This window comes from Martinezella lusitana, assembly GCF_014207095.1.
Taxonomy (GTDB): Bacteria; Pseudomonadota; Alphaproteobacteria; order Rhizobiales; family Rhizobiaceae; genus Rhizobium; species Rhizobium lusitanum_B.
In genome coordinates, this window is record NZ_JACHBG010000002.1 from 39343 (window position 1) to 52078 (window position 12736).

Consider the following 12736-nt stretch of genomic DNA (forward strand, 5'->3'; position numbering starts at 1 on the left):
GACGGTCCTTCTGATGTTCGAGTGCACCAATTGGTGGAACAATCGGGTACACAAAACTCATAAGGCCGCCGTTGTTGTTTTGGTTGTTGTTAGCAGCAAGGCTTATAAAATATATTAGGCTGAACTTTATTACAATCACGCAATTTTTTAATTGAGCATACTCGCATATCTTTTGGGGATATTGATATCGGCGCGATCGCTCCCTAGGTGTCGGATTATCCGCCACGAGAGCTCGACCGCATGATCGTCCTTGCTGCCCGCCTTGCTTTTGAAAATCTTTTTGCGCCCGAAACGCGTAGTGTTTTCTGGAAGGTTCTCGGCCTGACATTGCTGGCGCTCGCCATAGTCTGGTTCGCCCTGCGTGGCGCATTCAATTCCTTCGTCTTGCCCTGGCTGCAAAGTTTCATGCCGGCCACGGCAGACTGGACGGGCTGGCTTACGCTCTTCCTCGCCATTTTCGCGGGTATTGCATTGGCATTGGCGATGGCGCTGCTGATATCGCCGGTCACGGCGCTGGTTGCCGGCCTGTTTCTCGACGATGTCGCTGACGTGGTGGAAAAGCGCGACTATCCCTCCGATGCGCCGGGAACGGCGATGCCGATCGCTGCAGCTATGAAAAGCTCCCTGCAGTTTCTCGGCGTCGTCATCGTCGGCAATATCGTGGCGCTGTTCCTGCTGTTCATACCGGGCGTCAATCTGATCGCCTTCTTCCTGGTGAACGGCTATCTGCTCGGCCGGGAATTCTTCGAATTCGCCGCCATGCGCTTCCGCTCGCCGGATGAAGCGCGGGAGTTTCGGGTCAAACACGCCCTTACGGTCTTTCTGGCTGGTTTGGTGATTGCTGCCTTCCTCGCCATTCCGCTGCTCAATCTGCTGACGCCACTCTTTGCCGCCGGGATGATGGTGCATCTGCACAAGCTGATTTCGCGGCGGGAGAGCGGGTTGCAGGCCCAAGCCTCCTAGCTTGAGGTGTTCGCCCCGACGATCTGCGCCGGCAGTTCGACCAGCGGCGCGGGTATGTCCCAGGTCTTTTCCGGCGAGCGACAGATGTCGGCGATGACGCAGCGCTCGCATTCCGGCTTGCGCGCCTTGCAGCAGTAGCGCCCGTGCAGGATCAGCCAGTGGTGAGCATGGTAGAGGTATTCATCGGGGACGATCTTCATCAGCCGCTGCTCGACTTCGTCGGGCGTTTTGCCGGGGGCCAGCAGTAGCCGGTTGGCAATGCGGAATATATGCGTATCGACGGCCATCGTCGCCTGACCGAAAGCCATGGACAGCACGACGTTCGCGGTTTTGCGGCCGACACCCGGCAGGGTCACGAGTTCTTCGCGGGTCCGCGGCACCTCGCCGCCGAAATCGGTGATCAGCTTTTCCGAAAGCGCCACGACATTCTTTGCCTTGTTGCGGTAGAGGCCGATCGTCTTGATGTACTCGCGTATGCGCTCCTCGCCTAGATCGAGCATCTTCTGCGGCGTATCGGCAACGGCGAAGAGGGCGCGGGTCGCCTTGTTGACACCGGCGTCGGTCGCCTGCGCCGAAAGCGCTACGGCGACGACGAGCGTGAAGGGATTGACGTGCTCAAGCTCGCCCTTCGGTTCCGGCCGCTGGATGGAAAAGCGGCGGAAGATTTCTTCCAGGTCTGCCTTGGAATAGAGGCTTTTTGCCGCCGGCTTGCGGCCTGCGGTCGCATTTGACTTTTTCGCGATTTGGGCGCTGGATTTGATCTTGGGATTTGCCATGAACGACCTATACTCAAGTCCTATGACGGAACGCAACGCCGATACGGCAGCAGACGGCAACAGGCCGGTTTTTGCCGCCGAATTGTTTCCCCATCGCTCGCTGCCGCGAAAGGGGTTCAGGATCATGCTGGCCTTGGCTGGTGCCGTCTGCTTCTTCTACAGTGTTCTCTTCGTCACGCGTGGCGCCTGGCCGATCGGGATCTTCTTTGGCGCAGACTTCCTGTTGCTCTACGGCGCCTTCTGGCTGAACTACCGCTCCGGGCGGGTGTGGGAAGAAGTGACCGTGTCGCGCACCAATGTTTCGATCCGCAAATTCTCGCCGACCGGGCGGATGGTGGCACATGATTTCAATCCGTTCTGGACGCGGTTCCTGGTTCGCCGTCATCCCGAGATCGGGGTTGTCTCTATGCATGTCCGCGACAGAAGCCACGATACCGATGTAGGTTCATTCCTCAATCCTGAGGACCGCGAGAGCTTTGCCCAAGCCTTCAAGCGCGCATTGGCGACCGTTACGCAACGGATATGACCGGCTTGCCCAAATCAACGGCATTGCGTTTTCGCAAGGAGACCGCTTGCGCAAGAAACGGGTGGTTTTAGCCCTCTTGCCGTGGTTTTCTCCTTTCCAAGGAGAAAAATTATGAATGCGATTGCACAGCTGAAGAAAGACATCACCCCGGCAGGTCAGGACTACGAGACCGTGCGGGAGGTCATCGAGCTCATCACCGAGGAGTATCGCGACCAGCCGTCGCTGGAGATGCTTGCCGAAAGGCTCGGCCAGTCGCCGACCCAATTGCAGAAGACGTTCACGCGCTGGGCCGGACTGTCGCCCAAAGCTTTCCTTCAGGCCGTTACGCTCGATCACGCCAAGCGGCTTCTGCGCAAGGAGGATATGCCGCTTCTGGAGACGTCCTTCGAGGTTGGTCTTTCCGGTCCGAGCCGGTTGCACGATCTTTTTGTGACGCACGAGGCGATGTCTCCCGGCGAATGGAAGGCGAGGGGCAACGGCCTTGTGATGCGCTATGCCTTTCACATCTCGCCCTTCGGCCTCGCCCTGATCATGGTCACGGATCGCGGTCTTGCCGGCCTGGCCTTTAGCGATTCCGGCAATGAGAAGGCCTGTCTCGCCGATATGACCTGCCGCTGGCCCAATGCCGAGTTCATCGAGGATCCGCATGCGACCGCGCCTTACGCGGCGCGCATCTTCGAACGCTCGAACTGGTCGAGCGACCAGCCGCTGCGCGTGGTGCTGATCGGCTCGGATTTCCAGCTTCGCGTTTGGGAAAGCCTGTTGAAGATCCCGATGGGTCGGGCCGTCACCTATTCCGACATCGCCAAGGATATCGGCCAGCCGACCGCGATGCGGGCGGTGGGTGCAGCCGTCGGCCGCAACCCGATTTCCTTCGTCGTGCCGTGCCATCGTGCGCTCGGCAAGAACGGTCAGCTCACGGGTTATCATTGGGGGCTGACGCGCAAGCGGGCGATGCTGGGTTGGGAATCGGGGGATGCTTGAGGGATTGCATTCGAAAGTTCAGCGGACTCGGGGATTCTGATAGCCCACCCTCAAGCCGCCTTCGCCATCGCCATCTGCAGCAGCGCCTTGGCGGCGCTTTCATCCGTGATCAGCGTGTTGCAGCCGATGCGCTTGATCGTGGCATTGATCGCCTGAGCCCGGTGTGCGCCGCCGGAGGAGATCACGATGTGCTTTGCCTTTTTCAACGTGTCGAGATCGACAGACATGACCCGCTTGTTGATCGGGTGATCAACGGAATTGCCCTCGGCGTCGAGGAAGTTGAACATGGTATCGCAGACGCAGCCCATTTCGATCAGCTCTTCCAGCTCGCGCTTCGAGATGAAGCCTTCCGACAATGAGGTCGATTGCGGGCCGATGTCGCCGCAGCTGACGATGGCGAGGTCCAGATTTTCCGCCAGCCTGTAAATAGCCTCAAGGCCGCATTTCTCGATGAGATTGCGCTTGGTTTCGACGGAGTCGACGAGCAGCGGTGCCAGGAACATATAGCATTCCGCGCCGAGCTGGCTTGCCAGGCGCCATGTATAATCGATCGGGTTGGTCTGATGGACGGCGACGATGCCGCCGAGCAGCGAAACCACCTTGCAATTGTCACGGCGGGTCGGACGGAAGCTCGCCAGCGAGGCTGTCATCGTCCGGCCCCAGCCGACGCCGATCGTATAGTTATCGGGGATGGCTTCCGTCAGGAACTGGCCGAGTGCCAGGCCGACGCTCTTTGCCTGGGCATTGACGTCGCTGCCTGCAGGCTCGGGAACGACGATGGCCTCATCGAGCCCATAGGTGCGTTCGAGTTTGATTGCCAGTTCGACGCAGTCGTCGATGCCCTCCGTGATCCAGATCTGCACCTCGCTGCGGCGCATGGCCTCATCCAGCAGACGAATGACCGTCGTGCGGCTGATGCCGAGCTGTTCTGCAACGTCCTTCTGCGTCAGGCCCTGATTGTAGTAGAGCCACGCGGCGCGAAGCCTCAGCGACGAGGTTTCCGAATAGGCGGTGTGCGTCCCGCGTCTCAGTTTGGCCACAGGTCCTCCGGCAAGATTGTCGCATGCGCCTTTTAGGGTCATGATCACCCCGGAGAATGAAACGGGGCGATGTTAGATGACGGGAGCAGGCGAGGTCGGCTCTTCTGTCGCCGATATTCTATGACATGAAACTTATGTCAATTGAATTGCACAAATGTCCTTGACTTTTCATTGTGAGATTGCTGATAGTCGGTGCTGAGGAATTCGGTCTTGTCCAATCGAGGAGGACAATGTGCGAGTGTTGCTCCGAGCAGATGCCAAGCCGGACAGGGGTTCACATAGGGCGCCCCGTGCCGGTGAAAAGCCTGTTTCCGGAGGGTTGTTTCTTCACCGCTCGGCCGTTCACCGGAAATGGAACTTTCGCGCTTTTTACCCCGTTACCGATACATAGGAGAAGGAAGGGCGTATTCTGCCTGATGCCTTCAAGCCGTCCGCCGACCGGACGAGACACGCCGCCCCAAATCTCCGCTTCCCCATGGGCCTCATTCAACAAGGATACCTGCTATGACTTCCAAGCTTGACCAACTCCGCGCTATGACCACGGTCGTGGCCGACACCGGCGATATCGAGGCTGTCGCACGCCTGAAGCCGGTGGATTGCACCACCAACCCGACCATCGTGCTGAAGGCGCTCGGCACGCCGATGTTCGCCGATGCGATCAAGGAAGCCGTCGCCTGGGGCAAGAAGCAGGGCGGCACGTCGGAAGCCGTCGTCCATGCCGTTGCCGACCGTCTGGCCATTTCCGTCGGTGCAGCGCTCTCCGGCCTCGTTCCCGGCCGCGTCTCAACCGAAGTCGACGCCGACCTGTCCTTCAACACGGAAGCATCGCTTGCCAAGGCCCGCGCCATCATCGCTTCCTACAAGGAGCGCGGCATCGAGCGTGATCGTATCCTCATAAAGCTCGCCTCTACCTGGGAAGGCATCCGCGCCGCCGAAGTGCTGCAGAAGGAAGGCATCGACTGCAATCTGACGCTGCTCTTCAGCAAGGCTCAGGCAATCGCCTGCGCCGACGCCAAGGCCTTCCTGATCTCGCCCTTCGTCGGCCGCATCCTTGATTGGTACAAGAAGTCGACCGGCAAGGACTACACCGCGGAAGAAGATCCGGGCGTTATCTCGGTGCGCGACATCTACCACTACTACAAGGCCAACGACATCAAGACGATCGTCATGGGCGCTTCCTTCCGCAACACCGGCGAAATCGAAGCGCTGGCCGGCTGCGACCGTCTGACCATCAGCCCGAACCTGCTCGACGAACTCGCTGCCGATCAGGGCAAGCTGGAGCGCAAGCTTTCGCCGGAGCACAAGGGCTCGGTCGAAAAGATCGCCGTCGACGAGAAGACCTTCCGGTGGATGATGAACGAAGACGCGATGGCAACCGAGAAGCTCTCCGAAGGCATCCGCGCTTTCGCCAAGGATCTTGGCACGCTGCGCGCCATGGTCAGCAAGGAGCTGCAGCTCGCTGCTGCTTGAGGTGATGTAAGTTTGCGATGTTGAGAGGGGTGCCGCAGGGATGCGGCGCCCTTTTTTATGTCGCTGACAGGTCGCGGCATCGAGCGCGCCGCACGATGAGCTACCGAAGAAATTCCGCCCTGATCTCGTCCGAATGACCACCGATCTTCGGCGCAGCAAGATCGTTCTTGGCCCGAATGCCATTGACCCGGATCGGGCTCGCCGTCGTTCGTACAGACGTTCCGTCATCGCGGCTCACGGTCTGCAGCATATCGAGTTGGCGGAAGGCAGCGCTTTGCAGCAGTTTCGGCCAATCGAGCACTTGCGCCGCCCAGATGTCGGCAGGCTCCAGGAGGGCGAGCCACTCCCGAACCGTCTTCTCCTGCAGGCGGCTTGCGATCATGGTCTTGATCTCGTCGCGGCGCTGAAAGGTGTCGTCAGGCGTGTAGTCGGCGAGCACCGGCAGATCGAGCAGCGGCGCGAGTTTTTCCGGCGGCATCATTGCCAGCGCCAGCCAGCTGTCGGCGCAGCGATAGACGCCATAGGGGGCCGCGAGGTAGGCGTGTGCATTGCGCACGGCGGATTTCTTCGGCAGGCGGCCGCCATCGTTCAGGTGCGTGGTCAGCACTTCGAACTGGAAATCGACCAGTGCCTCCAGCAGGCTCGTTTCCACATGCACGCCGCGCCCGGTCACGCCACGTCGCACCAGCCCCGCGAGAATGGCTTGAACGAGGAGATTGCCGGCCAGCATGTCTGCGACGGCAAGGCCGAAGGGCACGGGGCCGTCATCGGCCTCGCCGTTCAGCCACATGACGCCGGAGCGGGCCTGTGCCAGTAGATCCTGCCCGGGGAAGTGGCGCCATTCATTGTCCGGGCCATAGCCGGTGATGCTGCCATAGACGATGCGGGGATTGATTGCGGCCACGGAGGCGTAGTCGAGGCCAAGCCTTTCGATGACGCCGGGGCGGAAGTTCTGGATGATGACGTCGGCCTTGGCGATGAGCGCGCGCAATTCCTGCAGATCGCTCTCGTCCTTCATGTTGATGGCAAAGCTCTCCTTGCCGCGGTTGATGGCGTGAAAGAGCGTGGAGTCGCCGCCGATTTCCGTGTCACTGAGATAGAGCCGGCGGCAGAGGTCGCCACCGTCGGGCCGCTCGATCTTGATGACGCGCGCGCCGAGATCGCCAAGCCGCAGCGCCGCCATCGGACCGGCAAGAAACTGGCTCATATCCAGCACGATGATGCCGGAGAGCAGGCCTTCTTCGTCGTTGTTGTTCATATCAGGCTTTCAGCGGCGGCGCGCCCGCAGGCCGGCCGTTCTTGTAGCGCACGGTCTGGATATGCTCGCAATAGAGCACCAGTTCGCCTTCGCCCTTGAAGACTTCATAGGAGGAACGGATCAGGCCGAGCTCGGCATATTTCGGCTGTTTATCGAGATTGGTGCGGATGGTGTAGATCGTGTCGCCGATGAAGGTGGGCTTGATGAAGCGCAGCTTGTCGTAGCCATAGGAAAAGGCATTGACGCAGTTGGTGGCGACAAGTCCCAGGCCAGCGGAAAAGACGAAGGCGCCGGCGACGAGCCGCTTGCCGAACAGGCCTTCGGTCTCGGCGAAGATCTGATCGCTGACGTAAGGGTGCATGTCGAGCACCAGCGCGTTGAACTGTTGGGATTCGCCCTCGGAGATGGTGCGGCGCAGCGAGCGGATCTTGTGGCCGACCTCGAAATCCTCATAGAACCAGTTTTCCGAATTCCAGACGGGGATCTCGGCGTGATCGGCCGGCATAGTTTTCGGATGGGTGCTGGATACGCCGACGGTGGCGGTCATGGCATTCACTTTCGGTGGAAAGCCTCTGGCCTCAGAGAGACCAGAGGCGCTTGGCATTGAGGTGATAGAGCCCGTTGCGTTCGTCAGCGCTTACGCCTTGCATCAGGGCATGAGTGGCGGCGACCCAGGTGGAGAGATTGCCGCCGAGCGTGCAGACTGGCCAATCGCTGCCCCAGATGACGCGATCCCAGCCGAAGCTCGCGATGCAATGTTCGACGAAGGGACGCAGCGTTTCCGGCGACCAGTTGTCCGGATCGGCATAGGCAACGACGCCTGAGATCTTCACGATGACATTCGGTCGTTTCGCAACTTCCTTGATGCCGGACGACCAGCTTTCGCTAAGCCCATCCTTCACCGCCGGGACGCCGCAATGATCAAGAATGAAGCGGACATCGGGATTGAGGTCGATCAGCGCAATCGCCTTGGCTATCTGATGCGGCAGAACGCAGAGATCGAAGGTGAGCCGCGTATTGCTGAGCCGATTCAGATTTTCGCGAAAAAGTGCGCCCTCGGAGACGTCATCAGGCACCACATGCAGCACCCGGCGAAAGCCCTTGACGAACGGGTCTGCGAGCACGCGTTCCAGGTAGGCTGGAAAGCTTGCGCTTTCAGGACGGCAAGCGGCAATCGCGCCCCTCAAGAGGCTGCCGGGCTGGCGGCTCAGCTCTTTGACGTAATCCGTCTCCCGCTCGATATTGTCTTCGGCGACATCGACTTCCATGTGAATCGTGTCGGTGATTCCAAGCCGCTTGGCTTCGCGCGCATAGTCTTCGTAGAGGCTGTCGCGGTTGAGCGCACCTGCTTCAGCCAGCCAGGGGTAGGCGAGGCGTTTCCGGTCGACGATGTGCAAATGGCTGTCGAAAAGCATGGCGTTCCTCCCATACCTGCTTGCTCAACATATACTCACAGAAGAATAGTTTATTCAAATAAAAATTACAGCTCAGCCTTGTCCACGGTGCCGGCCACGGTTTCGGAGATCTGCTTTGCCGCTTCCCGCACATATTCGACCACCTGTTCGCGCGTCGGCGCCTTCGGGTTCACAGGTTCGATATAGGGGCAGGTGAGGGCCGCCAATGCGTTGCCGTCCATCGCGAGCACGGGAGCAGAGATATTGTACACACCGCTGGTCTGAAGGCTGTTCATTGTCTCGAAGCCCTTGTCGCGGATGGCCAGCAGCTTCTCCTCGAGATCGGCAGGCGGCTCTTCCGGGTCTTGCTCCTGGCGCCTTTGCTCGTTGATCATCATCTGGCGCTGCTTTTCATCGCGGAATGCCAGGAGAATATGGCCGGAACCGGTATTGTAGAGATTGATCTGCGCCCCGACGCGTATGGATATGCCCCAATAGGTCGGCGAATCCTGTTGAGCGATGACGGCGACCGAACCGCGATCGTAAATCGCCAGATGACAGGCCTGCTCGGCGCGGTTGGAGAACTCGCGCATCAGCGGTGTTGCAAAGGAAACGAGGCGGCGCACCGGCGCATGATAATGCGCTAGTCCAAAGAGCTTCAGCGTCAGATAGAAGCGGTCGCCGTCCTGCCTCTGCACATAGCCGCGCCGCACAAGGCGATCGAGCATGCGATAGAATTCGTTAGGGCTCTTATTGAGCGCCTTGGCGATTTCCGCCTGCGTGAGACCACCGTCGATCGTCGCCAGCAGTTCCAATATGTCCAGCCCCTTGTCCAGGGCCGGCGCGCGATAGCGATCACTGTCGTCTTCTACACTCATCAGCAAGTCCCCCATGCGAAGAAACTGATTCATCATTCATATATGAATGAACGACCTTTTCAAGGGCGCGATCTCGGCTTGACGGTCAATGAATAAGATGTTTACTTATAAATCATTGATCCATATTTGGGTCGAGAGGGCGATTGGACAAGAGGTCCGATCTTATTGGGAGGAATTTCGATGAGGAATTGGAGGGCCGGTCTCGCTGCCGGCATGATGGCATTGCTTGCGGGCACTTCGGTCTTCGCTGCCGATCTGCCCGGCAAGTTCTCGGGCGTGACGATCGATGCCAAGCTCATCGGCGGCCAGCAGTATGAGCCGCTTTATGCGCGCATTGCCGAGTGGGAGAAGACAACGGGCGCCAAGGTCAACATTCTGTCCAAGAAGAACCACTTCGAGCTCGACAAGGAAATCAAGTCCGACATGGCATCGGGCAGTATCTCCTGGTGCGTCGGCTCAAACCACTCGTCCTTCGCGCCTCAGTATCCCGATCTCTACACCGATCTCGCCAAGCTTCTGCCCAAGGAAGAGATCGGCGAGTTCGTCGATTCCACCATTCAGGCTTCGACCATCGACGGCCGCCTGATCATGCTGCCGCGCGCCCAGTTCGACGTTTCGGCGCTCTATTACCAGAAGAGCCTCTATAACGACGAAGCCAAAAAGACGGCCTTCAAGGCGAAATATGGCTACGATCTGGCGCCGCCGAAGACCTGGAAGGAAGTGTCCGACCAGTCGATCTTCTTCTCGAACCCGCCGAACTTCTTCGGCACGCAATTCCCGGGCAAGGAAGAGGCGATCAACGGCCGCTTCTTTGAAATGCTGGTGGCCGAAGGTGGCGACTATCTCGACAAGGACGGCAAGCCCGCCTTCAATTCCGAAGCTGGCGTTCGTGCGCTCGACTGGTTCGTCAACATGTACAAGGCCAAGGCCGTTCCGGCCGGCACGACCAATTATCTGTGGGACGACCTCGGCGCCGGCTTTGCTTCAGGCTCCATCGCGCTCGATCTCGATTGGCCGGGCTGGGCAACTTACTTCAACGATGCGAAGTCCTCGAAGATCGCCGGCAATGTCGGCGTCGTCGTGCAGCCCGTCGGCTCCTCCGGCAAACACACCGGCTGGTCCGGTCATCATGGCTTCTCGGTCACCGAAGCCTGCGCCCACAAGGATGCGGCCGCTTCGCTCGTCTGGTTCCTGACCAACGACGACTCGCAGAAGCTCGAAGCTGCCAACGGCACACTGCCGACCCGCAAGGCGGTTTGGGACTGGGACATCCAGCAGGCTGCTTCCGACCCTTACAAGAAGGAAGTGCTGAGCACCTTCCAGGAATCGATGAAATACGCTTTCCCGGTCCCGCGCACGCCGCAATGGATCGAGATCTCCAACGTCGTCTATCCTGAGCTTCAGGCCGCCATCCTCGGCGACAAGACCTCCAAGCAGGCGCTCGATGCTGCTGCCCAGAAAGCGACCGATGTCCTGAAGGACGCCGGCGCACTTTAAGCGATGCAATCGAAGTCCCGCGCTCCGGAGAGTGCGGGACTTCCGCAATCTAACTTTGAGAATGGCTTTTGGTCGGTGCCGCAAGGGACTGCTCCGTGCCGCCGGTTTCGCGCCGGGTCTCGTCCCCAGCAATCCATTCCACGCAGTCCGGGCCACGCTGCCGAGGAATGCCGACAGGTGCAAACCATGCTCAAAAGAATATCTCCACCGGTCCTGCTTCTTCTTCCGGCGATTATCGTCCTTGTCGCGGTGGTACTGTTTCCGCTACTTCTCTCATTCTATTCCAGCTTCACGCCATTTCGCCTGACGCGGCCGGCAACGCTCTTCACCTTCATCGGCCTGCGCAACTACATCCGCATCCTGACGGACCCGGTGTTTCTGGCTGCTTTCGTGCGCACCGTGGTGCTTTTGACGATCGCGCTCAATCTGGAAATGCTGCTCGGTCTCGGATTGGCTCTCCTGGTCAACAAGGCGACCCACGGCAAGCGCGCGCTGCGCACGCTGATGATGTTCCCGATGATGTTTTCGCCTGTTCTCGTCGGCTTCCAGTTCAAATTCATGTTCAACGACAATGTCGGCATCATCAACAATGCGCTGCAGTCGCTAAGCATTACCCATGATGCCATACCATGGCTCATCGACGGCAATCTGGCACTGCTCTCCATCGTCATTGCCGAAGTCTGGTCGTCCACATCGGTCTTCGCGATCCTCATCCTTGCCGGCTTGCTCGCCATGCCGCAGGAGCCGGTCGAGGCGGCCAAGGTCGATGGCTGCACCAGCTGGCAGACCTTCCGCTACGTCACCTGGCCGTTCCTGATGCCCTTCGCCTTCATCGCTATGACCATCCGTTCGCTCGACGTCGCCCGTGCCTATGACATCGTCAAGATCATGACGGATGGCGGGCCGGCGCGGCGCACGGAGCTGATCTGGACGCTGGTCGGACGCACCGCTTACGCGGACGCGCAGATGGGGCTCGCCAATGCCATGGCCTATGTCTCGATCTTCTTGTCCATCGCCTTCACCGTCTATTTCTTCCGCAAGCTGGCGCTTGCCCGCACCCAGATCGGAGCGGAGTGGTAATCATGGATCGCAACGCTCAACAACGCCTGCACCGCCGCTTGTGGAAAATCGCCTATCTCATAGGCCTCTTCCTCGCGATGCTCATCATCTGCCTGCCCGGCTTCTGGATCATCATCAGCTCACTTCGTCCCACCGTGGAGATCATGGCGAAGCCGCCGGTCTGGATTCCGCAGGAGCTTTCGCTGGAAGCCTATCGCGCCATGTTCAGCGGCGTGGGGCAGGGTGGTATTCCCGTCTGGGATTATTTCCGCAATTCGCTGATCATCTCCATCACCTCGACCGCGATTGCGCTCGTCATCGGCATGTCCGGCGGCTATGCCTTCGCCCGCTTCCGGTTCCGTGGTAAATCAGCCGTGTTCCTCGGGCTGATGCTGACGCGCTCCGTACCCGGCGTTGCGCTCTCATTGCCGCTGTTCATGGTCTATGCACGGCTCGGGATCATCGACACGCACTTCGGTCTCATCCTCACCTATGTCGCGCTCAACGTGCCTTTCACGATCTGGCTGATCGATGGCTTCTTCCGGCAGGTGCCGAAGGATCTCGCCGAAGCCGCGCAGATCGACGGCTGCACGCGCTGGCAGGCCTTCTGGCAGGTGGAATTCCCGCTTGCCGGCCCCGGCATCGCCTCCGCCGGCATCTTCGCCTTTCTCACCTGCTGGAATGAATATGCCTTGGCCTCGCAGCTGACGCGCTCCGTCGATTCGAAGACGCTGCCCGTCGGCTTGCTCGACTATACGGCTGAGTTCACCATCGATTGGCGCGGCATGTGCGCACTGGCGGTCGTGATGATCATTCCGGCACTCGCTCTCACTTTCATCATTCAGAAGCATCTGGTGTCGGGTCTGACATTCGGTGCGGTCAAAGGTTGAT

At 59.5% G+C, this 12736-nt stretch carries 13 protein-coding genes; 7 read left to right on the forward strand and 6 right to left on the reverse strand.

All coding sequences use genetic code 11. From position 1 onward, the window contains the following. Positions 1-240: 240 nt before the first annotated feature. Positions 241-963 (forward strand): sulfate transporter family protein, encoded by a 723-nt coding sequence (locus tag GGD46_RS04775; RefSeq protein WP_184702326.1) that lies wholly within the window; start codon positions 241-243, stop codon positions 961-963. On the opposite strand, the gene nth is transcribed toward GGD46_RS04775, so the two are convergent. After that, on the reverse strand, positions 960-1739 hold the full coding sequence (gene nth, locus GGD46_RS04780) for an endonuclease III (protein ID WP_184702328.1): 780 nt from the start codon (positions 1737-1739) through the stop codon (positions 960-962). The genes GGD46_RS04775 and nth overlap by 4 nt on opposite strands. Before the next feature lie 22 nt (positions 1740-1761). On the opposite strand from nth, the gene GGD46_RS04785 reads away from it, so the two are divergent. Beyond that, positions 1762-2265 carry a DUF2244 domain-containing protein gene (locus GGD46_RS04785; protein ID WP_184703213.1) on the forward strand — a complete coding sequence of 168 codons (504 nt, stop codon included), beginning with the start codon at positions 1762-1764 and terminating at the stop codon, positions 2263-2265. Between the two features lie 111 nt (positions 2266-2376). Beyond that, a complete protein-coding gene (locus GGD46_RS04790) occupies positions 2377-3249 on the forward strand; it encodes a bifunctional helix-turn-helix domain-containing protein/methylated-DNA--[protein]-cysteine S-methyltransferase (protein ID WP_184702329.1) in 873 nt (290 codons plus the stop codon). 50 nt (positions 3250-3299) lie between these two features. Here GGD46_RS04790 and GGD46_RS04795 read toward each other — a convergent pair whose 3' ends face one another. Then, entirely contained in the window at positions 3300-4289 is a 990-nt protein-coding gene (locus GGD46_RS04795) for a sugar-binding transcriptional regulator (RefSeq protein ID WP_184702331.1), read from the reverse strand. Between the two features lie 504 nt (positions 4290-4793). Between GGD46_RS04795 and tal the strand changes: the two genes are divergently transcribed. Further along, positions 4794-5759, forward strand: coding sequence for a transaldolase (gene tal / locus GGD46_RS04800; protein WP_184702333.1), 966 nt, complete (start codon positions 4794-4796; stop codon positions 5757-5759). Positions 5760-5859: 100 nt separating this feature from the next. Here the strand turns inward: tal and GGD46_RS04805 are convergent, their stop codons facing one another. The 4 genes from GGD46_RS04805 to GGD46_RS04820 all read right to left on the reverse strand — a co-directional run bounded on the left by GGD46_RS04805 (position 5860) and on the right by GGD46_RS04820 (position 9289). After that, positions 5860-7017, reverse strand: a complete 1158-nt coding sequence (locus GGD46_RS04805; RefSeq protein ID WP_184702335.1) for a CaiB/BaiF CoA transferase family protein — start codon at positions 7015-7017, stop codon at positions 5860-5862. Between the two features lies 1 nt (position 7018). Further along, positions 7019-7564 (reverse strand): MaoC family dehydratase, encoded by a 546-nt coding sequence (locus tag GGD46_RS04810; RefSeq protein WP_184702337.1) that lies wholly within the window; start codon positions 7562-7564, stop codon positions 7019-7021. Positions 7565-7595: 31 nt separating this feature from the next. After that, positions 7596-8432 carry an amidohydrolase family protein gene (locus GGD46_RS04815; protein WP_184702339.1) on the reverse strand — a complete coding sequence of 279 codons (837 nt, stop codon included), beginning with the start codon at positions 8430-8432 and terminating at the stop codon, positions 7596-7598. 65 nt (positions 8433-8497) lie between these two features. Next, a complete protein-coding gene (locus tag GGD46_RS04820; RefSeq protein WP_184702341.1) occupies positions 8498-9289 on the reverse strand; it encodes an IclR family transcriptional regulator in 792 nt (263 codons plus the stop codon). Positions 9290-9502: 213 nt separating this feature from the next. Here GGD46_RS04820 and GGD46_RS04825 point away from each other — a divergent pair, with 213 nt between their 5' ends. From GGD46_RS04825 to GGD46_RS04835, 3 genes are all read left to right on the forward strand, one after another. Then, positions 9503-10786 (forward strand): sugar ABC transporter substrate-binding protein, encoded by a 1284-nt coding sequence (locus GGD46_RS04825; protein ID WP_409527664.1) that lies wholly within the window; start codon positions 9503-9505, stop codon positions 10784-10786. A gap of 186 nt (positions 10787-10972) precedes the next feature. Next, positions 10973-11866, forward strand: a complete 894-nt coding sequence (locus tag GGD46_RS04830; RefSeq protein ID WP_184702345.1) for a carbohydrate ABC transporter permease — start codon at positions 10973-10975, stop codon at positions 11864-11866. A gap of 2 nt (positions 11867-11868) precedes the next feature. Further along, entirely contained in the window at positions 11869-12735 is an 867-nt protein-coding gene (locus GGD46_RS04835) for a carbohydrate ABC transporter permease (protein WP_184702348.1), read from the forward strand. Position 12736: the final 1 nt, after the last annotated feature.